We start from the raw sequence: 22,549 nt of genomic DNA on the forward strand, positions 1-22,549 counted from the left end.
GAGGTTTACTGTGCCTTGGCCTGAGAGTGTTACCATGCAACGTTTGCAATTTGTCACCGCTTGTCTGAAGGGCGATACTTCTGTCGCTGAGCTATGCCGCCGTTTCAACATTAGTCGCAAAACTGGCTATAAGTGGCTGTCCCGATTTTCTCCTGATGATATTTCCTCTCTTTCTGACCATTCCCGAGCTCGCCATCATCAACTTTCCATACCGCTGCCAACGGTGGAATTGCTTCTTGAGAAGAAACAGCAGCACCCTACATGGGGCCCGGAAAAGATAAGACAATTACTTTTGAATATGGATGTTTCGGATGTGCCCGCTGCCAGTACTATTGGGGGCATATTTAAGATCCATGGCCTGACAAAAAAACGTAATCGATTGAAATACAAACCCAAACGGTCTTATGTGCTCCATAAGATAAACCAGCCAAATGATGTCTGGAGCGCGGATTTCAAAGGCAAGTTCACCCATACAACCGGACGTTGGTGTCATCCTTTCACACTGACGGATAACTACAGCAGAATGGTACTTGCCTGTGATGCCACGTATTTACCCGATGGGAAATTTGTCATTCCCTGCCTCGAGCGAGTCTTCCACGAATGTGGTTTGCCCCAGGTTCTACGCACCGATAACGGTCCACCTTTTGCCGGTGCCGGGCTGTGGGGATTAAGCCAGATGTCTATCTGGCTAATCAAATGTGGTGTTACTCCCGAGCGAATTCGCCCAGGGAAACCGACAGAGAATGGACGTCATGAAAGAATGCACAGAACAATGAAAGAGGGAATGAAACAGTGTCATAAATTTGCCTCTCTGGAGGAACAACAGACATGGCTAAACACATGGAGAAAAGAATTTAATGAAGTTCGGCCACATAAGGCTCTGGGAGGAAAAACGCCCCAATCAGTCTGGTGTCCTTCCCCCCGGATTTATACTGGGGCACAAAAGGAGATGCCGGTACCAAAGGGGGCGAAGTTACTGCGTGTGGAAGTGAAAGGTGATTTATGGTTCAACGGCCGACGAATCTTCCTATCGGAGGCCCTCAGGTATGAATGGGTGTGGATGAAAGAAGTTGACGATGACACGGACGAAATAGGGTTCGGGGAGTTGGTATTGGCCCGGTACGATAGACAGAACCATCGTATAATCCGGGCTGATTAAAGAATAAATGCGTTACCTATGAGGCTGGTCAGATCTGTAACCTATGTGCCCGGTTCATACAGCCCACGGCCCCTAACTCGGGCGCGAGCTGCAGTGCAACAAAAAGCTACGATATGATGGCGACCGAAACCTTCTCTAAACACAGCAAAGAACATTAACGAAACCACACTCTGTAACCCGCCGCATCGTGATAGATAACCACGATGCCGTAGCGACTGAACCCCCTCCCCGAACACAACAAAGAACGTTAACGAAACGCCCTCCCCCTCAATTCGGCACCTGCCGCCACTGCCGCGGACTGATACCAAACCAGCGCCGGAAAGCACGTGAAAACGCACTCACCTCCGAATACCCCAACAACAACGCCAGCTCAGAAATCGGCAAATGGCGCTGCTGCAAATAGTACGTCGCCAGCTCACAGCGCACCTTATCCACCAGCGCAGTAAAAGTCAGCCCCTGATCGCGCAGCCGGCGCTGTAGCGAACCGGCAGACATCCCCATTTTTTCCGCAATGATTTCCAGCGCGGGCTCACCACTGAGCAACGCATGGCGCACCTGGGCGCGCGCGCCGTCCACCAGCGTCTGGTGCGGCTCCTGCGCGTTAAGCCGACGGATCGCATCCTGCACCACCATCAGCAACGTTGCGTCACGTTCCGGCATCGCGCGGGCCAGATCGCGTTTGGGCAAGATCAGGGAATTGTAAGGCTGATCAAAATACACCGGGGCATCGAACAGCTTGCAGTGCTCATGCCAGCTCTCCGGCCGCGGATGTTCAAAATGCACCTCGCGCGGCGCCCAACGGCTGCCGAGCACATGGCGGATCAGGTTCATCACCATGCCGAGCGTCAGTTCGGCATCCTGGCGCTTGCACAGGATAGCGCCGTGCTGCACCTGATAATCGAAGCGATAATATTCCCCCTTATCGACCAGCCGCGTCAGCGTACTGTGCTGGTGATAGGGAAATGCCGTCACCAGATTCTTCAACGCCATTTCCAGCGTTGGCGAACACAGGCCGACATAGCCAATCAGGCCTAATGACTGCGGTTTAAACTGCTGGCCGTAGTGCAAACCGAAGTTATCACAACCGGAATGGCGCGCTGCCTGCTCCAGCACCTGGCAATAGTTGGTCAGGCCGATACTGAGCGTCGGGCAGGCCAACTGTTCCGCATCAATGCCGGAAATGCCGAAAATCCGATCAACATCGCCACCCTTATTCTGTATGAACTCGCTCAGGCCGCTGGCGGCAGCGGCCAGAACGCCACGGTTGCCTTGTGCCAGACCGGCATCCAGATGTGAGAACAACCCCGGCTGGCTGGAAAGTGCTATCTGCATGATTCATCCCACTGTGGTTGTAAAATGATTCAGGGAATGAAGCAACTTCTGTACCAGATTGCCCGCAGCGCCGGGTTAACCAGGCCAACACGGCGCGCTGCCGGCAAACTGCGGCGTGCAGGGCACATTAAAGCACGCCAGTGCGCGCCCAATGTTGGCCGTTGCCGGTTAACCGTTCACCACCGCGATACATCACCGCCATCGGGCCGCCCGGTTTTGGTGCGCCTAGGCGGCGCCCACCGGCAGCAGATCGGTTTCCAGATAGCGGCGACACAAACGCACGCTTTCCGCCGCCCAACGATCGCCAAGGCTAAGCGCCATTTCCGTTTCGGCATGCGAGCCTATCCAGGCCAGCATCTGAATGCGGCGCTGAATGATAAAAGTCGGCACCATCGCCAGATCCTGTTCGCTCAGTGAGCAAACGCGCTGATAACCGGCCAGCCAGTGCTCCACCCACTCGGCCGCCCGCGGATGATGCTCAACGAAGCTGATTGCCGCCGCCAAATCGTGCAGATACCAGCCGAATCCGCAATCATCAAAATCGATCACCCGCGTTTCATTGCCCTGCAACAGCAGGTTGGTCAGGCGCAGATCGGCATGGATCAGCCCATAACGCTGGCGATCTTGCCCGTACTGCGCCAGTTCCCGGCCAACGCGCGCCAGCGTGGCTTCGATCACCGGATGATCGGCCTGCGCCAGGTTAGGGGCATCCTGCCAGCGCCCCCAGTGGCCCGCTTCACCCACCATGGAAGGATGATCCCAGATAATACGCCGGAAGCCCGCCGGCTGCTGCCAGCTGCGACTGTGCTGATGCAGTTGGGCGGTGATTTCCCCCAACCGCTGAAAGGCACGAGGATCCACCTCGGTGGTCGGCATATCGCCCTCGATCCAATGGAACACCACCAGGTGGCGCACTTCACCGTTGGCCAAAGTGATGGTTTGTACTCGTTCGCCATCCTCGCCATAGACCGCCTGCGGCACCACGATGCCGTGTTCACGCAGCGCATCCAGCCAGTCCAATTCACTGGCGATTTCATCGCACTGGTGATAGTTGGCGCGGTGAATGCGCAGGGCATAACGCCGTCCGTCGGCGCTATCAAGCTTGAAAGTAGCGTTTTCGGAACGGCATAACAGCGTCAGAGCGCCGTTCAGGGTGGCTGCGTAACGCTGCAGCCCGCGTTCGGCAATCTGCTGCAGGGTATGATTATCCAACGTGTCGTACTGTGTTGCGGTCATCGCGCGTCACTCCATAGCGGTCAACAGGCTTCCAGCATGATGTGGCCGAGCCCACCCCGCTTGACCGCAGGGCGCAAAATATTGACTTTAGGTTGCAAGCGCGTTTCTCAATGGCAAAAATTGACCGTAAATGGCCCTTTTCGTTATTCCGTGGTCAAGTTTCCCCTCAGTTGCACAGGCATTATCCCCCCAAGGGCTGCGCGAGCAGCACACCCTACCCATAAGGCCACACTCGCCAAGATGGCTAGTATCTTTTTGAAAAACATAATTTTTCGGTGCACTGATAGCATCCGAATATCTTGCAGGGCGGTCTGGCAGGCCCAGACCGGTGGAAATGACGTCCGCCCGCGCCGGTTGACCGGCGTCTGGCGGCTATGCACCGTTTCGATCGGGAGAACACCAATGACCATGCAACTCAAACCCACGCTAAACACCTTGCACCTATGGGGGATTGCCGTCGGGCTGGTAATTTCAGGGGAATACTTTGGCTGGAGCTACGGCTGGGGCGTTGCAGGCACCCTCGGGTTCCTGATCACCACGCTATTAGTGGCGACCATGTACAGCTGCTTCATCTTCAGCTTCACCGAACTGACCACCGCGATCCCACACGCCGGCGGCCCGTTTGCCTACAGCCGCCGCGCTTTCGGCGAAACTGGCGGCCTGATCGCCGGGCTGGCCACGCTGGTCGAGTTTGTGTTTGCTCCGCCGGCTATCGCCATGGCGATCGGCGCCTACCTCAACGTGCAGTACCCGGCGCTGAACCCCAAGGTGGCGGCCGTCGGCGCCTATGCGATCTTCATGACGCTGAATATCCTCGGCGTTAAACTGGCGGCGCTGTTCGAATTGTGCGTTACCGTACTGGCGGTGTTCGAACTGCTGGTGTTCATGGGGGTAGTGGCGCCGGGCTTCAGCTTCAGCAACTTTGTGCTCAACGGCTGGGCCGGCAGTAATACATTCAGCGGCACGGCCGTGGCAGGCATATTCGCCGCCATTCCGTTCGCCATTTGGTTCTTCCTGGCTATTGAAGGCGCCGCAATGGCCGCCGAAGAGGCCAAGGATCCCAAACGCACCATTCCACGCGCCTATATCTCCGGCATTATGACGCTGGTGCTGCTGGCGCTGGGCGTGATGCTGCTGGCCGGCGGTGCCGGCGACTGGAGCAAGCTCGCCAACATTAACGATCCGCTGCCGCAGGCGATGAAAATGATCGTGGGCGAGAATTCCGGCTGGATGCACATGCTGGTGTGGATCGGCCTGTTCGGGCTGGTGGCCAGCTTCCACGGCATTATCCTCGGCTATTCCCGCCAGTTCTTCGCCCTGGCGCGCGCAGGCTATCTGCCCACGTCGCTGGCGAAGCTGTCGCGGTTTAGAACGCCGCACCGCGCCATTCTTGCCGGCGGGGTCATCGGGATTGCCGCGATCTTCAGCGACGGCGTGATCAACCTGCAGGGGATGAGCCTGACCGCCGCGATGATCACCATGGCGGTATTCGGTGCCATCGTGATGTACCTGATGAGCATGCTCAGCCTGTTCAAACTGCGCCGCAGCGCGCCGGATCTGGAGCGCAGCTTCCGGGCGCCCGGCTACCCGGTGGTGCCGGCCATCGCACTGGTGCTGGCCTTCGTTTGCCTGATCGCCATGCTGTGGTTTAACCCGATCATCGGCGGCCTGTTTATCGCCCTGATGGCCTGCGGCTACGTTTACTTCCTGCTGACCAAAACTCAGCGCCGCAACGCACCGCAAGATATGATGCTGTCGGGCAGCGACTGATAAATGTGATCCCGGCGGCAGTCCATGGTGAAAAGCGTTGAACCGCTACTGAGAACCGTTATCATAGAGCGGTTACAGGATTGTCACTGTGTAAATCCCCCACATCACGCGCATTAGCAGAAAGACAGCATGCCTGCGTAGCGAAGAAGAATGTGGGGGCGCAGGCAAAACCTGACATCCGGGGCTATACCTGGGCGTCAGGTTTTTTTGTTTTCAGCGAGCAACAACGCCGGGAAAAGCCATGAAGATCGCTAAAATACTTAATAATAACGTGGTGATTACGCTTGATGCGCATACGGAAGAAACAGTAGTAATGGGCTGCGGCATCGGCTTTAAAAAGAAAGTCGGCGACAGCGTAGATGAGAGCCTGATTGAAAAAGTCTTCACCCTGAACCAGGGGGAAGTGAGCGAACATTTCAAACAATTGCTGGCGGAGATCCCTTTAGCCTGCGTCACTACCGCGGATAAAATCATTACCCTCGCCCGCGAGCGCCTGCCGGGCAAGCTGCACAACATTGCTTATATCACTCTGACCGATCACATTCATTCCGCGCTGCAGCGCCATGAACAAGGGGTTAACATCCGCAACGCGCTGCTATGGGATATCAAAAAGCTTTACCCTAATGAGTTCGCGATCGGGCGGGAGGCGCTGGCGCTGATTGCCCAGCGGCTTGGCGCCACGCTGCCTGAAGATGAGGCGGGGTTTATCGCGTTGCACCTGGTCAATGCCCAGTTGAACGACGAAATGCAAAACACCTTGCACATCACCCGCGTGATGCAGGAAATCCTCAACATCGTCAAATACCATTTCCAATTTGATTACAACGAAGAAGCGTTAAGCTACCACCGCTTCGTTACCCACCTGAAGTTCTTCGCCCAACGCCTGCTGGGGAAAAACTACGTCGACAACGCCGATGATTCGCTCTACCAGATGGTGAAAGAGAAATATCGCACCTCGTTCGCCTGCGCCGGCAAAATCAACCAACACATAGAGAAACACTACCAGCATCAGCTCACTACCGAAGAAATGCTGTTCCTGACGATCCATATCGAGCGGGTGCGCAGCGAAAGCGAAACGCCCTCCCTCGACACCGACTAAGCGGCGGCCGGTGGCCGCTTGCGCATCACCACACGCCCCGGCGCCCATCCCGCCGCTGAACCCGACGGAGAGGGAATTGCGTGGGAAGAGGGCGATTTTTCACGGCTGATTGGTTATCATGCCGCCCTGCTTTTGATGAATCAGCGTGTAAAATGCACGCCCAGCCTGGGATAACAATATGCTGTGGTTTAAGAATTTGATGGTTTACCGTTTGAGCAGCGACGTGGCGCTGAACGCGGATGAAATGGAAAAACAGCTCAGCGCATTTTCGTTCACGCCGTGCGGTAGCCAGGATATGGCGAAAACTGGCTGGGTCTCCCCGATGGGCTCCCACAGCGACGCGCTGACCCACTCGGTCAACGGCCAGATTGTGATCTGCGCCCGCAAGGAAGAGAAAATCCTGCCCTCACCGGTCATCAAGCAGGAACTGCAGGCCAAGATCGACAAGCTGGAAGGCGAGCAGCATCGCAAACTGAAGAAAACCGAGAAAGACTCGCTGAAAGATGAAGTGCTGCATAGCCTGCTGCCGCGGGCCTTCAGCCGTTTCAACCAAACCTTTATGTGGATCGACACCGTCAACAATCTGATCATGGTCGACGCCGCCAGCGCCAAACGCGCCGAGGACACGCTGGCGCTGCTGCGCAAGAGCCTGGGTTCATTGCCGGTGGTGCCGCTGACCATGGAAAGCCCGATCGAACTGACGCTAACCGAATGGGTGCGTTCCGGCGAGCTGCCGGCCGGTTTTATCATTCAGGACGAAGCCGAGCTGAAGGCGATACTGGAAGAAGGTGGCGTGATCCGCTGCAAAAAGCAAAACCTGATCAGCGACGAAATTGCGGTGCATATTGAGGCCGGCAAGCTGGTGACCAAGCTGGCGGTTGACTGGCAGGAGCGGATCCAAGTGGTGATTGCCGACGACGGTTCGATTAAGCGCCTGAAGTTTGCCGATACGCTGCGCGATCAAAACGATGATATTGACCGCGATGATTTCGCCCAACGCTTTGACGCCGACTTTATTTTGATGACCAGCGAACTGGCTGCGCTGATCCAGAACCTGATTGAAGCCCTGGGCGGCGAGGCCCAGCGCTAACCTGCCAACGTGGGCCGGCGGCTTGCCAGCCCACGTTGCGGCAGTTACCGGAACCTTTCGGGCTTACTCACTCAGGTAACGGCACAGATACGAGGTGGCTTCGGCCACCTGCAAATTGAATTCACTGTTGCCCGGCACCCGGAAGGATTCGCCGGGGTTAAACTCTTGCCACTCGGTGGCGCCCGGCAGCAGCACATTCAACGCGCCGCTGACGACCGTCATCTCTTCCGGCTTGCCGGTGCCAAAAGTGTATTCCCCTTTGGCCATCACCCCAACGCTTGCCAGGCCAATGCTATCGCTGTCAAAACCAATCGACTTCACTTTCCCGCCAAAATACTCATTTACATTCAGCATAACGCGTCCCGCTAATTATCTTTGTGGAAAGGCCATATTGGGGGATTGAGCGCGCCCTGTCACTGGTTTTTCACGCGAAAATAGCGGCAGGCCGTAGCGGAAAATGCTACTGAAACCGCGGCGTTCAGGCAGGTATTGCGGCAGCGTTGGGGAAAATCTATGAAGTCATCCCACGGCGGCCTGGGAGAAGAAAATTTTATTGCACGTTAAACCGAGGATTAGCGATCAACCACCGTTGAAGAGAACTATAAATTACGCAGAATGTAGAGCGCGATTGATGCCTCAAACAGGATAATCAACAGCGCCCAAAAGGCCGGTAAGGCTTTGGCATGCTGGTGAAAAAACCGCTGGAGCGCTTTCATAGTCGATTTACCCGTCAGGCCCGCTGGCCCGTTGAACAACCTGATTGATGCAAGAACTGTCACGCTGTTGCTTACTTTACGCGCCACCCACCGCAGGCGCAAGCAGGCGAACCGGCGCGGGGCCGGTTCAATAGAGAAAAATACCGTGGGTTGGCCGAGGCGGCCAGGGAAGTTACTTTACCGTCTCGCGCTGTAGCACGGCCAGGATCTGCTCCACCACCTGCGCCGGGTGGGTAGTGCCGTCCAGCACGTGGTGGGCGGCTTCCTGATACAGCGCTTCACGCGCAGCCAGCACATCACGCATTTCTTCTGCAATCGGCCGGCCGGTCAGCGTTGGGCGCTGCGCATCTTGCGGGGAAACCTGCAGCCGTTGGGCCAATACTCCGGCAGGCGAGCAAAGATAGATCACGATGCCCTGCTGCTGCATAAAGCGGCGGTTTTCTTCCGCCAGAATCACGCCGCCGCCGGTGGCGATAACGGTGCGCGGTTGGGTAACCGCCTGCAACGCGAGGGTTTCACGCTGACGAAAGCCCGGCCACCCTTCTTTCTCAACCATTTCCATCACACTCATCTGCGCAGTCTGCTGCATAAACAGATCGGTGTCGACAAAATGATAGCCCAGCGTCTGCGCCAGTGCGCGCCCCACGGTCGTTTTACCGGCTCCGCGAGCGCCTACCATGAAAATGGGTTGTGTCATGACGGGTTGTCCCTTGATTACGATGGCTTGAGCACAAGCCTGTACACTGCTTAACCAGTGCACGGTTCACTTGATGATATGGTTGCTGCATCATACCGTCATCCGCCTGTATTTCAATCTTTACAACGGCGTAAATGCCAGGGCTCGCGGGCCGGCAGGCGCTGAACAGCGCACGGCCCGTGAGCACGGCGGCAAAGCGCGCCGCCGGTGGGGTTAGAAATCGACGCTGGCGCGCAGCACCACTTCACGCGGCTCGCCGATGGCCACACGCAGGTTGTTGCCGCTGGACGGATAATAGGTTTTATCGAACAGGTTTTTCACGTTCAACTGCCATTTCACCCGATAACCGTTAACCGGCATGGTATATGCCGCAAACGCATCGGCGACGGTGTAGTTGTCCAGATAGAAACTGTTCGCCGCATCCCCCGGCCGGCGGCCGACGTAACGCGCGCCCGCGCCCACGCGCAGTTCATCGCCGCTGTACAGACCGAGCGATCCCAGGTTTTGGGTCAGGAACAGTGAAGCGGTATGGCGCGCCACGTTGGTCATTTCCTTGCCCTTGTTGTCCGGATCGTCCACAACGCGCGCATCGGTATAGGCATAAGTACCGATAACGCTAAGAGAATCGGTAATATTGCCGGCAACATCCAACTCCACGCCCTGTGAACGCACGCGCCCGGCGGTGCGGGTAACCGTCTCGCCGCCCACCAGCTCACTGACCATCACGTTGCGCTTGGTGATATCGAATAACGCCAGCGTACCGGTCACGCCGTTAGGCAGTTCAACCTTGCTGCCCACCTCCCAGGCTTTGCCCTGCTCCGGCGGCAGCGCGCCGATCTGTGTGGCAATCGACGAGTTCGGCTTAAACGATTCGGTGTAGCTGCTGTAGAGCGAAACGTTCGGCGTCAGCTTGTACACCACGCCAGCGCGCGGCACCAGCTTACTGTCAGAGCTGTCGGCGCCCACGACGAACGGCCGCCCTTTGCCGGCGTACACGTCAAAGGAGTCGTAGCGCAGGCCGCCAATCACCAACCATTTTTCATTCAGTTGGATTGAGTCCTGCATAAACCAACCATAGCTGGTCAGGTTCTCACGCTGATCGCTGTCCGCGGCGCTCACCGCAGTGGAAGCCGGCATCAGACCGTACACCGGGTTATAGATATTGAAGTTGGTGTCACGGGTACCACGGATCATATCGCCGCGGAAGGTGCGGTTGTCTTCAAAATCAAAGCCGAACAGCATCTGGTGGTTAACGCTCCCCCAATCCACATCGCCGTTCAGGGTCAGCTGCGCGGCATGCGCGCGGCTCACGGCGTGGGCCGTCGAATCCGCTTGGCGAGTCAGTACCCCAGTGGTCGGGTTGAGCGCGGTTGCTCGCGCCTGATTATCGCTATAGGCGTTGCGGTTATAGGAATAGGTTAATGAGGTTTTCCAACTTTCGTTAAGCGTTTGGTCGACCTGCAGCGTCACGCTGTCCTGATCGCCGCGCGTGGCGTTGTAGCTCTCGTCAAAACGGCGATCGCGCGGCGTATTGACCGGTTTGCCGGTGCGCGAATCAATAATGGTGCCGCGATCGAACGGCGTCAGGTATTCCATGTGCTCATAGGCCAGGCGCACCGTGGTGGTCTCGCCATACCACATCAGCGATGGCGCGATCACGGTTTGGCGGTTGCGGCCAAAGTTACGCCAGTAATCGGTTTCGTCATGATCGACGATCATCCTGTAAGCAAAACCGGAGGTACCGATCGGGCCTGTGACGTCCACCTGGCCGCCACCGCCGTTAAAGCTACTGCCCCAGCCTTCCACATGGGTATGCTGCTGCAACTGCGGCTTTTTGGTGATCATGTTGATCATACCGCCGGGTTCACCCATGCCATACAGCATGGAAGCCGGCCCTTTCAGCACTTCTACACGCTCGGTGGTCGGCGTGAAGTTGCGCGCCTGCACCGAACGGATACCATCGCGCAGGATCGAGCCGTCGCGGTTATCGCCAAAGCCGCGCTTCATTACCGCGTCCTGCGTTCCGCCCAGGGTATTGCCCTGGGTAATCCCGCTGACGTTATACAACGCCTCATCCAGATTGCTTACCGCCTGATCGGCAATCACCTGCTGCGGCACCACGTCAATCGCCTGCGGAACGTTCAGCAAACGGGTTTCACTGCGGGTGCCGGTTACGCTGGTGATCGGCTGGTAACGTTGTGCCCCTGCCCCGTCTTTCTGGGCCGTAACCACCAGCTTTTCCTCTGTCTTTTGCTCCTCGCCGCTCGCCGGCGCCGAAACACAGACAGCCAGAGGTATTACGCACCATAGACGGCGCTTATCATTATTCATTTGTTAACTGACTCCAATAAGTCCCAGAAAAAGGCAATGGTAAAAATTGTTGGTAGAGCTGCTTGAAGGTTTGCTCCGGCTCAATATCGGCAAACAGCGCCGGGTAGAAGGCTTTGGCAAACATCTCTACCGCCACCACGTGGTAGGGGCTGAGATAAAAGTTGTGCCAGATACTCCAGGCTTTGTGGTCCTTCACGGCGCGCAGGTTGGCAAGCAAGGGCTGGTTTTGCATCAGTTGGTGGAAGCTTTCATCCGCCTCCTGCTGTGTTACCTGCGGCCCCAGTAGCAGGCTGGAATAGCGTTTACCCTGTGGCCCGGCCATGCCGGTACCAATATAAATTTGTGGGTTGGCGGCCAGGATGGTTTCTGGGTTCAGCTCGCCATAAACCCCTTTAATGCTGGCATTGGCGATATTATCACCGCCGGCAAAGGCCACCAGATCGCCCAGGTTGCCGTGGGCAGCCGTGGTGCAGCACGTCTCGCGCCGCCCCAGGTGCAGGTGCAGCAACACCGTGGGCTTGCTGCCCTGATAGCCGGCCAGCCGCTGCTGGATCACCGCCATATGCTGCTGATAGAACGCGACAAACTGCTCTGCTCGCTGCTGCCGGTTGAGCACCTCGCCCAGCAGGCGCACGCTGGGCACCGTGTTGTGCAGCAGATCTACCCGCAGATCGACGTAAATCACTGGGATATTGGCGCGCATCAGCCCTTTGAGCAGCATGTCGCTGTCGCCTTCTTCGCGTGCAAAGCGCGGCAAAATGACCAGATCGGGGCGCAGTTGCAGCAGGCTTTCTGCATTAATCTGGCGCAGGTTGCCCGGGCTAATTAATGGGATCTGTTTAATTGCAGGGAATTTTTCGGTGTAAAGCTGCCAGCTTTGCGCATCATAACGCGCCAGATCTCCCGGCCAGCCGATGACCCGCTGCGCCGGGTTCCCCGGCTCCAGCAGCGCCAGCGTATACAGCATGCGGCTTTCCCCCAACACAATACGCTGCGGATTGTCCGGCACATTGACCTGGCGGCCCAGGATATCGGTAACGGTTTTCGCCTGTACGTTGATTACAGCGAATAGCAGGGAAAAGAGGCATAAAATGAGGGGATTTCGCATGATTTATATCAATAAGAAAAATTTTGCGCATAATAATCATTCATATTAACGCTTTCAATAAGCGGCAATCTTAAACCGATTTAGAAAGTTAAAAAAACGCAATATACGGTGATAAAGCGGGAGAAATAGCGGGAAAACGGGAGAAAAAGATGCCGCAACGCATTGTGCCTCTGGCCGACGTTCCCCAGTTTATTGACGTTTGCGCCGCCTGGGCGTTTGAACAATGGGGCTCACAACACGGTGGTACGCTGGAACAGGCACGCCAGCGCTTTCGGCTGTGCGCGCGGCAAAGCGCCGATCATGCCACGCTGCTGATGGTGGCCGGCCCTACCCCACTGGCGATGGCCAGCCTGTGGCCCAGTGACGATCACCACCGTATGCCGCTTTCACCCTGGCTGACAGGGCTATTTGTCCACCCGGACTATCGGCGGCAAGGCATTGCACAACGCCTGACGCAGGCTATCGAACGCCTGGCACGGCAACGGCATTACCCGGCGTTATACCTGAAAACGGATTCAGCAGAAATGCTCTATGCCCGTTGGGGCTGGCAGGCGATCGAACGCCGCACACAACCTGGCGGCAACGTCGTGATCATGGTCAAACGCCTTTAATCGGGGTGCATACGTACACCAGCGCCGGCGGGAAGTTGCGCACCACGCGCAGCTTTTTCCAATAAAAATAACGCGACAGCAACTTTTCAGACAGCGGACTGTATTGGAATAGCACCAACACCCCCGCCCGCGCATGTAGCCTGGCCTGCGCCTGCTGCAAAATACGCATGCTGACCTTTACCGGCATCGACAACAGCGGCAGGCAAGAGAAAATCACGTCATAGTCCTGGCTCAATTGCTCGGCGGAATGCGCCATCACCCGCAGGCGACGCTCGTCAATCTGGCGCAGTTGGCGCACAAAGCCGGGTTGGATTTCGTAGGCGTCCAACACCGCATCCGCACGCATACGGGCCAGAATACGCTTGGTCAATACCCCATCGGCGGCGCCCAGCTCGGCAATCGACAAGGCGCGGGTCCATTCCACTTGATTGAGCATCGCCTGACAAAGCCAGGGGGAGGAAGGCATTAGGGTGCCAACGGTGCGAGGTGCTGCCATAAACTGCTGGATATAGGAAAAATGGTTCTTCAACTGCAGCCGCGTCGCATTTAACATTCGAGCCTCCTCTGATTGGAAGCCTCTAATCTGAGCCGAAATTCTTAGCGTTTCATTAAAATAAATCCGAAAGCGGCCCAAACAGTTGTAATAAAATGCAACAGGCATATTTGAGACAGAAAAAAACGGCTGCAATAATAACCCGCGGGCTGTCTAACGTTAGCCGTGCTGGGTATTATTCACAACCGTTTATACCCTTCATACTTCAAGTTGCAGGTGTGTTGGCTTTCCTCGCTCACCCCAGTCACTTACTGAAGTAAGCTCCTGGAGATTCGCGGCGTTGCCGCCTTCCTGCAACTCGAATTATTTTGGGTATATATTATGGCGGGTTGTTAATAGCATGGGAAATACCTTTCCTGATTTATTAACGATAAATTTCCGCATTGCCGCGCCAATTACTTGAATCCCCCGGGGTATCCACCCCAATGACGCGATAATAGGAAGCGCCGTCTTGCGCTGCTTTTTCTTTCAGCACATGGATTGCATCATCTGTAGAACCGGTGATGCCGGAAACAGAAACGACCCCGATACTTTGCAGGTTAAGCGCCTGTTCGCTATCGACCTGCTTTGGCGATAAAGACGCCGCGAGGCTGGAGAAAGAGGCTGTCGCGATCACAACGGCGGCGATGGTAGGTAATAATTTCATCATTGTCTCCTATTTTCTGGCTGACTGAACGTCAGTGATATTAATTATTAACCAGCCAATGAAAACCGACGTAATTCGATGTAAAGAACATCAATTATTGTGAGAGAAATAAGGAGAAAATGCGTCAAACCTACCATCGGGATAAAACCGCAGGCGAAATAATATCATTATTCAACGGGTAACATTCGCTGGCAAAGATTACTCACCAATGGGAAAACAGATTCTTTTCCCTGGATATTCATAGCATAGCAGCGGGCAGCCGCTATGGCTGCCCGTTGGCGCTTACCCCTTACTGGCGGTAATCATCATGATGTCCGTGGAAAATGAACCGTCCGGTTGGATAGCGAAATGGTTCATCACCTCTTGCGAAGCCCCCTGCTGCAGCGCACGGATCGCCGTCACGAAGTGCTCCGGCGTGCGCATCCTCGCCACCCAACTGCTAAATTCCAGCAACAAACGGTCTGCCGTCACGCCGCTGATGGTAAGCCCGGCTTCAGTGAACATGCTCAACCATTCACCTGGCGCGTAATCACGCACGTGCGAGGTATCGCGCAGCACCTCAACCGTTTGCAGGTAAACATCCAGCAACGGGTGCCCCGGCGAGACCACGTCCATCAACACCACTTTGCCGCCCGGCTTCAGCACGCGTTTCACTTCACGCAGCGCCTGGCCGACATCATGCCAGTGGTGGGCCGAGTAACGGCTGATCACAATATCAAAGCTAGCATCGTCGAACGGCAGGGATTCAGCAACGCCCTGCTGCTGCACAATGTTGCCCAGCCCTTTTTCTGCCGCGGCCTGGCGCACCACCTCCAGCATCTGCGCAGACAGATCGTATGCCACTACCTGTGCCGCACTGGCCGCGGCGGTGAAACTGGCATGCCCGGCGCCACAGCCCAGATCAAGCACGCGCGCGCCCGCTTCGGCCGCCAGCAGCGCAGCCAGCCGTTGCAGATCTTTACCCTGCGCATGCACCGCGCTGGTCAGATAGGCGCCGGCCTGTTCACCGAACTGGCGATCGACCGCGTTTTTATGGCTGTTACTGGTGCTCATGTTTGCTTCCCCTGTTTTAATGGTGTGTAAACACTATAATCGGGGGATTATACGGGTACAATATAACCAGTTATCCTAGTATGAATAGGTACTACCCTTATGCCAACAGACGCTTTATCCGGCCCCAAGGCCCTGGGCGCGTTTTTGCGCGCGCACCGTGAACGTATTACGCCGGAGATGCTCGGCCTGCCCAGCGCGCCCCGGCGCCGTACCAGCGGGCTGCGCCGCGAAGAGCTGGCGCAAATCAGCGGTATCAGCGCCACCTGGTACACCTGGATTGAACAAGGGCGCGACGTCTCCATCTCCCCAGACACCCTGGCGCGTATTGCGCAAGCGCTGCGCCTGGGGCCGGCCGAGCGCCACTATCTGTTTACCCTGGCGCGCATAGCCGATCCGGCGCAGGAACAGCAGCAGGAAACCACCAACGACGCGCTGCTGCAAAGCGTGCAGCAGATCGCCGTGCCCAGTTACCTGCTGGGCAACACCTGGAATATTGTGGCCTGGAACGCGCAGGCCGAGCAGCTGTTCTGCGGCTGGCTCGATCGGGCCGATACGCCGAACCTGCTGCACTTTATGTTTTTCCATCCGTTGGCAAAAACCCTGGTGAGCAGTTGGGATGAGCGCGCCAAACGCATCGTGGCCGAGTTTCGCGCCGAAACCAGCCACCATCAAGGCACTGAAGAGATGCGCGCATTTGTGCGCCACATGACGCAGAACAGCGAAGCCTTTAATCACTGGTGGCAACAGCACGATGTGATGGCGCGCGAAGGCGGCGAACGGGAATTTATTCACGCCCGGCAAGGCCGGTTGCGCTTTCGGCAGATGACCTTCCACCCGGCGGAAAACAGCGGGTTGAAGCTAGTGATGTTAATCCCGCTGCCGTAACTGGTAACAAATTCACAAATAGCTTTACCTACCGGCGATTTATCACGCCGCATGAACGCGCTAGGGTGGACGTTATCCATGATGATTTTCATCACGTGATTTGCATCTTCGCGAGGTTAACTTATGCAAACGGAAGAACAACGCCTTATCGATGGTCTGTTTAGCCGCCTGAAAGACACAGAGCAAAAAACAGGCCCGCGGGATCGCCAGGCTGAACAGCAAATTAGCCAGTACATCCACGCGCAGCCGGCCGCCCCGTATTATATGGCGCAGGCGCTGATCATTCAGGAAGCGGCGCTGAAGCAGATGGATCAACGGGTGAAAGAGCTGGAAAACCAGGTAGCCCAACTGCAGCAAAATAATGCCGGCCAACAGGGCAGCGGCGGCTTTCTGGCCGGGCTGTTCGGCGGCGGCAACCGCACGCCCCAGGCGCCGCAGCCAACCCAGCAAAATAACGCGGCCTGGGGCAACCCACAATACAGCCAGCCGCAGGCCGCGCCTTCCCGGGCAGCGGGTTTCCTTGGCGGCGCGTTACAAACCGCGGCGGGCGTGGCGGGCGGCGTGGTGCTGGCCGATATGCTAACCGGCATGTTCCACCATACCCAACCGGAAGAAATCGTTAACATCATCAATGAAACGCCGGCTGATAACAGCGCGATGCAGCAGTTTGATGCCGCCAACAATCTGGATACGTTCAATAATGGCGATGCGGGGTTCCAGCAGGCGGATTATTCAAACGACAATGATTTGACCGATAACGGCTTCGATAGCGACTTCAACGATGACGACGGTTCATTTCTTTGATGTGAGGGGTGTAGCCCAACAGAGGCCAGAGAGGATAATCAAGGGTGTTCGGCGCGCAGGGTATTGGCTTTGCCGCCGGCATCTATCAACGCGAAAACTCACACAAGGCCAACAAACAGCAATAACGCTGCCCGGCCGGCGCAAAATGCTGGCAAAATGCCGATAATTGGCGGGTGGTAGCGATCAGGGCTGCTGTGCGGTCTCCGCATCGTCGATTTTCGCCAGCGCCTGCCGATAGATTTTCACCTTCCGCCGTTTGCGCAGCCAAGTGACGGCTGAAACCACAAACACCGTGCCGGACATCGCCAAAACGTCAACCGGATGGCCGTAAAACACCATCAAAATAAAATAAGCCGCAGAGACAATCGCCACCCATTTTGCCATATTCCCCACCGCGTTCTTTTCGTTGCTAAGCCGGCGGATAGACTCTTCTTCACTGATGCCCATACATGCTCCTTGTTTTGGCTGAACAGGCTATTATATTGGGCCGGACTGTTGATATTTCAATCACTCTGAAGGTAAAGATGCGTAAATATCGCGCTTTTCCCCCGGTATTTCATTCAGTTGCCTATGCAGGGTGATAGGCGGTGATAGCAACGCCAACCAACACTGGCGGGCGCGGTAATGCCGCCGGCAGAAAAAACGTTGCAAATAAAGATGTTGGCTATACTGGTGAAATAACGTTACCCCAGACGTAACGACTTAAGCGCGAAGGAAAAACGATGCTGGTAGAAATCGTAAAATGGCTGTTCCAATTGCCCGGCAGGTTGGCTGGAGGGATCTTCAAAAATCGCCTGACGATTTTTATTTTCTTTATGCTGCTGGCGGCCGCGCTGTTCGGCATCAAGCACTATCTTCGCGCGCCCCAGCCCAGCGACGAACTGGCCGCCGCGCCATTACGCCATTACGCCATCACGCGTGAGTTACCGCACCGCGAGGCGCGTGAACACTGCGACGGGCCGCTGCATGATAACAACGGCCAACCCTGGCCGAGCGCCCCCGGCTACCTGCACCTGCCAACGCGCCAGGGCGGCGCCAATGCACAGCCGTTGACGTTGGATAATCAACACAACAACTTCCCCGTGGTGGTGAAACTCGAGCCCCAGAACGCGCCGCAGCAATCGGCCGAGGTTTTCATTCCCGCCAGCGGGCGCTTCAATATAAAAATCACGCCGGCGCAGGAATATGTGGTGAAAATCAAAGATATCAACAGCGGCTGTTTTTTCCAGTCCCCGCCCGTTACCCTGGATAAAACGCCGCAACAGCGGCTTTCCCTGCAACTGGCGGCGGCGGAGGGAATACCGTTCCACCCGATCGGCAACGGCGGGTTTTAACTGCGGCTATTTTTGCACCGGGTGATCGCGGCGGAACAGCGCCCAGCTGTCGAGTGACTCACCGTTTGGCAGCGTGCAGATACTGTACTGCCCTTGGTCATTTTTTTTGGCGGAGAGCGTACCGCCAATTTGCGTACAATAAACGTCTGCGGGGTTCGCCATACCGATCGTCGCCCGCGGCGGCGGCGGTGCTTCGCGGTTTGGCGCACGGCTGCACCCAGGCAGCAATGTAACGGCCGCCAACAGCGGCAGGCAGTAGGCGGCAATCGTGCGCCGCGCAGGGGAAATGCGGGAAGGAACCAACGTTTTATTCATGTTGCCCACCTTGGCTAACAGCGTCTGAATTACCGGCGCGGCGGCCGCGCCGTCTATGATCAGGAAATAAAAGCTTTGCCCTGCTGCAACACCAGATCGCAGGCTTTTTGTTTCACTTTCTCTGTCAGTTGCGAACTGCCCAGGCTGTTGAGATCCACACTCTTGCCTTCGCGGGTCTGCAACAGGCCGCCCAGCCCTTGCTGGTAATCCTGGCTATTGGCGTTTTCGCTGCTGCTGATGCCCAGCTTACCCAACAGTTTGTCTTTCACCGTTTCGGTGCCGCTTTGCGACAGCACGTTGTTCTTCACACAATATTGCAGAACGCCGGCGGCGTTGGTCATGCTGCCAGAACTCAATGCGTTATTGCCGCCGTTCAGCAGGCCGGTTAATGAAGACAGAGAGGTACTGCCGCTATCGCTGCTCCCCGATTTGCTCAACTCACCCGCCGCACTGCTGAGGGAATCCATCAGGCCAGCCGCCTGGGCGGCACCGCAGGCCATGGTTGCGCTCAATGCCAGCGCCAGCAATACACGATATTTGTTGCTCATAATGCGAAAACTCCTGTTTTTTCTTCATGATAACAGCCAAAAATCAGCGTTATACGTTAAAAGCCAAATAATCCTATTAAGCGCTATATTGATGCCCACCACGCCGACAAGTTCCTTTTATCTTGGCCAACGCAGTATTTTAGGAATAGAGGAAGAAAATATCGGGCGATATCGCAGGGGGCCGCGTTACCGGCCCTTGCAGGGTTAAAACTGCCAGCGCAGCCACGCGAAGAATACGTTGCCGTTATTGTATGTGCCAGGAATATACGTGGCCTGAAAGGTCAACCGCTTATAGCCGATAGAAGCCAACGGCAGCGGCGCCGGGATCGGAATATAGTCCCAGTTATGGCGTGCGGTAACGCTGGTGGTAAAACCTAACCCCAGCCGGAAATCTTTATCATCCAGCGGGCGCCAGATTTTCTCATAGGCATAGCCGCCAATCGGTTCCCATTTATTGAAGGAATCCTTGAATGCCATGATATAAATACCGTGCCAATCACCGTCCTGATCGAAACGCGAAATACCATAGCCTGCGCCCCACGGCCGCTCATTGTACTTGTCGATCTTTTCCTGATCGTAAGTCCAACGGTTATGCCAGGTAATCGCCGGCAGGTATACGTCATGATTCGGCGAGTTGTTCCAGGTTTCCGCCACATTGCTTTTGAAGCGTTGCCACAACCCCGGATTCTCCGTCTGCTGCACATTGCCATTTTCTGCACTAACCTCGGCATAAGAAGGCAGTGCAGGAAATATCAACGCCAGGGAGCAAGCCAAAAGTGTCCGTTTAAAAAACATCATAGAACTCCTGCATAAATTAAGGCCGGGGATTCTTACCGATCGTATGGAGAATATCAAGAACTGTATTTTCTTTATCCAGCGACTTTTATCACTTGTTGACGGTCTATTAAGTTTCGTTATCGCCAGAGGCATGAATATCAACGGCCTATCCCCGTCATACTGCACGTTGCAGGCATGCGGGTGGTTACTCGATCCCAGACGGCTGACAGCGTGTGATATTAGGTATGGCTTCACCTAGCGGCATGTGCAATATCTCGGGTGTCAGCGATTCTGCCCATATCCGGTACCGCGCTCTATCAGAAAAAACCTATACTCGAAATAATTTGTAGGGTAACGGGCAAAACCAACGCGTTTATGACAAAAGTTTAGCGCACCACCAGCAGGCGGGTAATTTTAATGCCGGCAGATATATACACGTCACCCTTCAAGCTGCCGCTTTGTTGGCTGCGTTCAGCAACCCCGGTCACAGAGTTATCTATGCTCCCGGGGATTTCCTCACTTGCCGCCTCGATGCACCTTGAATGATTTTGTGTATAGTGGCGGCTGCAACGCGCAGGCGTATGGCAGGGGCAATATTTTAATTTTGGGAGACGGGAATTATGGTTGTTGGGCCATTTATCAATGCGGCGGCAATTTTGCTGGGCGGCATCGCCGGCGCCGTACTAAGCAACAAACTGCCGGAGCGGGTGCGCCTGGCGTTGCCTTTAACATTCGGCATTGCCTCAATGGGCATGGGCGTGGTGCTGATTGTCAAAGTGGCGCACATGCCGGTGATGGTGTTGTCGCTGGTGCTTGGCGCCCTGATTGGCGAGCTTTGCTACATTGAGCGCGGCATTGGCCGCCTTGCCGGTTGGGCGCGCGGGCTTATCGCCCCGCGTTCATCCGCGCGCTCAGCGCCGGCCGGCGGCCAACAGGAGTTTTTGGACGCGTTCGTCGCCATTGTGGTGCTGTTTTGCGCCAGCGGCACCGGCATTTTCGGATCGATGCACGAAGGCATGACCGGCGATGCCAGCGTGCTGATCGCCAAATCGTTTCTCGATCTGTTCACCGCCACCATTTTCGCCGCCTCGCTGGGGATCGCCGTGGCGCTGATCGCCATTCCCCAAATGGCGATCCAACTGCTACTGGCATTCGGCGCGGTGTTTATCCTGCCGCTCACTACCACCGCCATGCAGGCGGATTTCTCTGCCGTTGGCGGGCTGATGATGCTGGCGACCGGGCTACGCATCTGCGGCATCAAATTGTTCCCGGTGGCGAACATGCTGCCGGCGCTGGTGCTGGCGATGCCTATTTCATCGCTGTGGTCAGCCTTCTTCTAGCCGGCTACTGCGCCCTGGCCAGGCAGCGCTGGTAGCGCTCGTCCACCCGCTTGGCAAACCAGGCGGTGGTCAGTTTACGGGTGATTTTCGGGCTTTCCAGCGAAATGCCCGGCAGTATCGCCCGCGGCAGCGTTTTACCCGCGGCCTTATCTGCCTGTGCATAAACCCGCTGGTAGAGCGTAGTGTCTTCAAACGCCTGCTCGTTACCCTTTTCCAACGCACGACGGATCGCCGAATCACTCATCGCCAGGCGCTTGCCCAACGAGCGCACCGCCAGTTCGGTTGAACCGGGCTTGTCCGTGCCGTAATTGATCACATCGCCATCCAACGCCAGCGGAATGCCACTCAGGCGGCTGACCGCGCTTTGGAACGCGGCATTGCGGCTGGCGTACCAACCGGCATTGAAATCGGCAAAGCGATAAATCGGCTGGCTGTAATCAGCCGGGTAACCAAGCAAGTGCATGATGCCGAAATACATGCCGCCACGGCGGCTGAACACTTCACGGCGAATCGAGCCGTCGATGGCGTAGGGGTAGCCTTTGGCGTGCGCCTCGGCGAACGCAATGCTGACCTGCATCGGCCCGCCGGTGCGCACCGGGTTCAGGCGGCCAAACAGCTTCTGCCCCATCGGCACCATATCGATGAAATCATCAAAGATCTCACTCAGTTCTTTTTCGCTACGCACTTTGTCCAAACGTTCGCTGTAGCTTTTGCCGTTTGGCGATGTGATCAACAACGCGGTGTGCACCAAAAACGGCGGAATATGCATTTGGCCGGCGCGGCGATCGATCTCTTGCCAGGCGATTTTCGCCAGCCCCGGCACCTGCGGGTTAGCCCGGAAGGTGGACTCCTGCTCGGTAACGGCCAATACCGCGCACAGGTTCTCATTGCTGGCGGGGATGCCCTGCGCCACAAAGGCGGCGGTAATGTCAGTGGCCCAGCCCTGGCGATCGCTGGCATTTGCCGGCAGCAGCCGGCCCAATTGCGCTTTAACGTCCGCCGGGCGCGGCGCCGGCGCCTCGGGTGCTTTGCTGGTACAGCCGGCCAGCGCCAGCAACGCAGCCAGCACGCAGCCACGCGGCGCAAAAATACGGTAATTTGGCATTTTTTCCCTGAAGATCATCGAATAGACTGCGGTGACGTTA

The 22,549-nt window shown here is 56.4% G+C and carries 23 protein-coding genes; 9 read left to right on the forward strand and 14 right to left on the reverse strand.

Features of this window, described 5'->3' with window-relative positions:
- Window positions 1-10: 10 nt before the first annotated feature.
- Window positions 11-1,159, forward strand: a complete 1,149-nt coding sequence (locus ACN28Q_RS06775; protein ID WP_095845103.1) for an integrase core domain-containing protein — start codon at window positions 11-13, stop codon at window positions 1,157-1,159.
- Window positions 1,160-1,426: 267 nt separating this feature from the next.
- Here the strand turns inward: ACN28Q_RS06775 and qhpR are convergent, their stop codons facing one another.
- On the reverse strand, window positions 1,427-2,491 hold the full coding sequence (qhpR, locus tag ACN28Q_RS06780; RefSeq protein ID WP_095845645.1) for an AraC-like transcriptional regulator QhpR: 1,065 nt from the start codon (window positions 2,489-2,491) through the stop codon (window positions 1,427-1,429).
- Window positions 2,492-2,716: 225 nt separating this feature from the next.
- Window positions 2,717-3,727, reverse strand: a complete 1,011-nt coding sequence (locus ACN28Q_RS06785; RefSeq protein WP_095845646.1) for a phosphotransferase enzyme family protein — start codon at window positions 3,725-3,727, stop codon at window positions 2,717-2,719.
- A gap of 402 nt (window positions 3,728-4,129) precedes the next feature.
- Here ACN28Q_RS06785 and eat point away from each other — a divergent pair, with 402 nt between their 5' ends.
- From eat to rdgC, 3 genes are all read left to right on the forward strand, one after another.
- Complete coding sequence (gene eat / locus ACN28Q_RS06790) at window positions 4,130-5,497, forward strand: ethanolamine permease (protein WP_095845647.1); 1,368 nt, start codon at window positions 4,130-4,132, stop codon at window positions 5,495-5,497.
- Window positions 5,498-5,738: 241 nt separating this feature from the next.
- Window positions 5,739-6,596, forward strand: coding sequence for a BglG family transcription antiterminator LicT (licT, locus tag ACN28Q_RS06795; RefSeq protein WP_095845648.1), 858 nt, complete (start codon window positions 5,739-5,741; stop codon window positions 6,594-6,596).
- 178 nt (window positions 6,597-6,774) lie between these two features.
- Window positions 6,775-7,686, forward strand: coding sequence for a recombination-associated protein RdgC (gene rdgC, locus ACN28Q_RS06800; protein ID WP_095845649.1), 912 nt, complete (start codon window positions 6,775-6,777; stop codon window positions 7,684-7,686).
- A 63-nt stretch (window positions 7,687-7,749) separates the two neighbouring features.
- Here rdgC and ppnP read toward each other — a convergent pair whose 3' ends face one another.
- The 4 genes from ppnP to ACN28Q_RS06820 form a co-directional block, all read right to left on the reverse strand.
- Entirely contained in the window at window positions 7,750-8,040 is a 291-nt protein-coding gene (gene ppnP / locus ACN28Q_RS06805; protein ID WP_095845650.1) for a pyrimidine/purine nucleoside phosphorylase, read from the reverse strand.
- Between the two features lie 534 nt (window positions 8,041-8,574).
- Window positions 8,575-9,099 (reverse strand): shikimate kinase AroL, encoded by a 525-nt coding sequence (aroL, locus tag ACN28Q_RS06810; RefSeq protein WP_095845651.1) that lies wholly within the window; start codon window positions 9,097-9,099, stop codon window positions 8,575-8,577.
- Between the two features lie 213 nt (window positions 9,100-9,312).
- Entirely contained in the window at window positions 9,313-11,430 is a 2,118-nt protein-coding gene (locus tag ACN28Q_RS06815; protein ID WP_095845652.1) for a TonB-dependent siderophore receptor, read from the reverse strand.
- Window positions 11,423-12,538, reverse strand: coding sequence for an ABC transporter substrate-binding protein (locus tag ACN28Q_RS06820; protein WP_095845653.1), 1,116 nt, complete (start codon window positions 12,536-12,538; stop codon window positions 11,423-11,425). Before ACN28Q_RS06820 ends, ACN28Q_RS06815 begins: the two co-directional genes overlap by 8 nt.
- A gap of 149 nt (window positions 12,539-12,687) precedes the next feature.
- Here ACN28Q_RS06820 and ACN28Q_RS06825 point away from each other — a divergent pair, with 149 nt between their 5' ends.
- Window positions 12,688-13,149, forward strand: coding sequence for a GNAT family N-acetyltransferase (locus tag ACN28Q_RS06825; protein ID WP_095845654.1), 462 nt, complete (start codon window positions 12,688-12,690; stop codon window positions 13,147-13,149).
- Here ACN28Q_RS06825 and ACN28Q_RS06830 read toward each other — a convergent pair.
- From ACN28Q_RS06830 to ACN28Q_RS06840, 3 genes are all read right to left on the reverse strand, one after another.
- On the reverse strand, window positions 13,136-13,702 hold the full coding sequence (locus ACN28Q_RS06830) for a class I SAM-dependent methyltransferase (RefSeq protein ID WP_095845655.1): 567 nt from the start codon (window positions 13,700-13,702) through the stop codon (window positions 13,136-13,138). The genes ACN28Q_RS06825 and ACN28Q_RS06830 overlap by 14 nt on opposite strands.
- 364 nt (window positions 13,703-14,066) lie before the next feature.
- The gene (locus ACN28Q_RS06835) at window positions 14,067-14,348 is read right to left on the reverse strand and encodes a YdgH/BhsA/McbA-like domain containing protein (RefSeq protein WP_095845656.1); all 282 of its coding nucleotides are present in this window, start codon (window positions 14,346-14,348) and stop codon (window positions 14,067-14,069) included.
- Between the two features lie 282 nt (window positions 14,349-14,630).
- Window positions 14,631-15,401, reverse strand: coding sequence for a class I SAM-dependent methyltransferase (locus tag ACN28Q_RS06840; protein WP_095845657.1), 771 nt, complete (start codon window positions 15,399-15,401; stop codon window positions 14,631-14,633).
- Window positions 15,402-15,500: 99 nt separating this feature from the next.
- Here ACN28Q_RS06840 and ACN28Q_RS06845 point away from each other — a divergent pair, with 99 nt between their 5' ends.
- Together ACN28Q_RS06845 and ACN28Q_RS06850 are read left to right on the forward strand one after the other, a co-directional pair.
- A complete protein-coding gene (locus ACN28Q_RS06845; protein WP_095845658.1) occupies window positions 15,501-16,286 on the forward strand; it encodes a helix-turn-helix transcriptional regulator in 786 nt (261 codons plus the stop codon).
- Between the two features lie 123 nt (window positions 16,287-16,409).
- A complete protein-coding gene (locus ACN28Q_RS06850; protein ID WP_095845659.1) occupies window positions 16,410-17,090 on the forward strand; it encodes a DUF2076 domain-containing protein in 681 nt (226 codons plus the stop codon).
- Between the two features lie 183 nt (window positions 17,091-17,273).
- Here the strand turns inward: ACN28Q_RS06850 and ACN28Q_RS06855 are convergent, their stop codons facing one another.
- Window positions 17,274-17,537: a hypothetical protein gene (locus ACN28Q_RS06855; protein WP_095845660.1), complete on the reverse strand. Its 264-nt coding sequence runs from the start codon at window positions 17,535-17,537 to the stop codon at window positions 17,274-17,276.
- A 275-nt stretch (window positions 17,538-17,812) separates the two neighbouring features.
- Between ACN28Q_RS06855 and ACN28Q_RS06860 the strand changes: the two genes are divergently transcribed.
- Entirely contained in the window at window positions 17,813-18,424 is a 612-nt protein-coding gene (locus ACN28Q_RS06860) for a hypothetical protein (RefSeq protein WP_095845661.1), read from the forward strand.
- Between the two features lie 6 nt (window positions 18,425-18,430).
- Here ACN28Q_RS06860 and ACN28Q_RS06865 read toward each other — a convergent pair whose 3' ends face one another.
- From ACN28Q_RS06865 to pagP, 3 genes are all read right to left on the reverse strand, one after another.
- Window positions 18,431-18,739 (reverse strand): putative hemolysin, encoded by a 309-nt coding sequence (locus tag ACN28Q_RS06865; protein WP_095845662.1) that lies wholly within the window; start codon window positions 18,737-18,739, stop codon window positions 18,431-18,433.
- 59 nt (window positions 18,740-18,798) lie between these two features.
- Window positions 18,799-19,287, reverse strand: a complete 489-nt coding sequence (locus ACN28Q_RS06870; RefSeq protein WP_095845663.1) for a YjjA family protein — start codon at window positions 19,285-19,287, stop codon at window positions 18,799-18,801.
- A 204-nt stretch (window positions 19,288-19,491) separates the two neighbouring features.
- Window positions 19,492-20,085 carry a lipid IV(A) palmitoyltransferase PagP gene (pagP, locus tag ACN28Q_RS06875; protein ID WP_183096718.1) on the reverse strand — a complete coding sequence of 198 codons (594 nt, stop codon included), beginning with the start codon at window positions 20,083-20,085 and terminating at the stop codon, window positions 19,492-19,494.
- Between the two features lie 599 nt (window positions 20,086-20,684).
- On the opposite strand from pagP, the gene ACN28Q_RS06880 reads away from it, so the two are divergent.
- On the forward strand, window positions 20,685-21,404 hold the full coding sequence (locus tag ACN28Q_RS06880; RefSeq protein WP_095845665.1) for a DUF554 domain-containing protein: 720 nt from the start codon (window positions 20,685-20,687) through the stop codon (window positions 21,402-21,404).
- A 4-nt stretch (window positions 21,405-21,408) separates the two neighbouring features.
- On the opposite strand, the gene ACN28Q_RS06885 is transcribed toward ACN28Q_RS06880, so the two are convergent.
- Entirely contained in the window at window positions 21,409-22,509 is a 1,101-nt protein-coding gene (locus tag ACN28Q_RS06885) for a DUF1615 domain-containing protein (protein WP_095848942.1), read from the reverse strand.
- Between the last annotated feature and the right edge of the window lie 40 nt (window positions 22,510-22,549).

The sequence above is a fragment of the Gibbsiella quercinecans genome, assembly GCF_002291425.1.
Lineage (GTDB): Bacteria > Pseudomonadota > Gammaproteobacteria > Enterobacterales > Enterobacteriaceae > Gibbsiella > Gibbsiella quercinecans.

Coding starts and splice junctions, on each gene's coding strand:
- qhpR (WP_095845645.1), bottom strand. CDS start 2,491: ATGCAGATAGCACTTTCCAGCCAGCCGGGGTTGTTCTCACATCTGGAT.
- ACN28Q_RS06785 (WP_095845646.1), bottom strand. CDS start 3,727: ATGACCGCAACACAGTACGACACGTTGGATAATCATACCCTGCAGCAG.
- eat (WP_095845647.1), top strand. CDS start 4,130: ATGACCATGCAACTCAAACCCACGCTAAACACCTTGCACCTATGGGGG.
- licT (WP_095845648.1), top strand. CDS start 5,739: ATGAAGATCGCTAAAATACTTAATAATAACGTGGTGATTACGCTTGAT.
- rdgC (WP_095845649.1), top strand. CDS start 6,775: ATGCTGTGGTTTAAGAATTTGATGGTTTACCGTTTGAGCAGCGACGTG.
- ppnP (WP_095845650.1), bottom strand. CDS start 8,040: ATGCTGAATGTAAATGAGTATTTTGGCGGGAAAGTGAAGTCGATTGGT.
- aroL (WP_095845651.1), bottom strand. CDS start 9,099: ATGACACAACCCATTTTCATGGTAGGCGCTCGCGGAGCCGGTAAAACG.
- ACN28Q_RS06815 (WP_095845652.1), bottom strand. CDS start 11,430: ATGAATAATGATAAGCGCCGTCTATGGTGCGTAATACCTCTGGCTGTC.
- ACN28Q_RS06820 (WP_095845653.1), bottom strand. CDS start 12,538: ATGCGAAATCCCCTCATTTTATGCCTCTTTTCCCTGCTATTCGCTGTA.
- ACN28Q_RS06825 (WP_095845654.1), top strand. CDS start 12,688: ATGCCGCAACGCATTGTGCCTCTGGCCGACGTTCCCCAGTTTATTGAC.
- ACN28Q_RS06830 (WP_095845655.1), bottom strand. CDS start 13,702: ATGTTAAATGCGACGCGGCTGCAGTTGAAGAACCATTTTTCCTATATC.
- ACN28Q_RS06835 (WP_095845656.1), bottom strand. CDS start 14,348: ATGAAATTATTACCTACCATCGCCGCCGTTGTGATCGCGACAGCCTCT.
- ACN28Q_RS06840 (WP_095845657.1), bottom strand. CDS start 15,401: ATGAGCACCAGTAACAGCCATAAAAACGCGGTCGATCGCCAGTTCGGT.
- ACN28Q_RS06845 (WP_095845658.1), top strand. CDS start 15,501: ATGCCAACAGACGCTTTATCCGGCCCCAAGGCCCTGGGCGCGTTTTTG.
- ACN28Q_RS06850 (WP_095845659.1), top strand. CDS start 16,410: ATGCAAACGGAAGAACAACGCCTTATCGATGGTCTGTTTAGCCGCCTG.
- ACN28Q_RS06855 (WP_095845660.1), bottom strand. CDS start 17,537: ATGGGCATCAGTGAAGAAGAGTCTATCCGCCGGCTTAGCAACGAAAAG.
- ACN28Q_RS06860 (WP_095845661.1), top strand. CDS start 17,813: ATGCTGGTAGAAATCGTAAAATGGCTGTTCCAATTGCCCGGCAGGTTG.
- ACN28Q_RS06865 (WP_095845662.1), bottom strand. CDS start 18,739: ATGAATAAAACGTTGGTTCCTTCCCGCATTTCCCCTGCGCGGCGCACG.
- ACN28Q_RS06870 (WP_095845663.1), bottom strand. CDS start 19,287: ATGAGCAACAAATATCGTGTATTGCTGGCGCTGGCATTGAGCGCAACC.
- pagP (WP_183096718.1), bottom strand. CDS start 20,085: ATGATGTTTTTTAAACGGACACTTTTGGCTTGCTCCCTGGCGTTGATA.
- ACN28Q_RS06880 (WP_095845665.1), top strand. CDS start 20,685: ATGGTTGTTGGGCCATTTATCAATGCGGCGGCAATTTTGCTGGGCGGC.
- ACN28Q_RS06885 (WP_095848942.1), bottom strand. CDS start 22,509: ATGCCAAATTACCGTATTTTTGCGCCGCGTGGCTGCGTGCTGGCTGCG.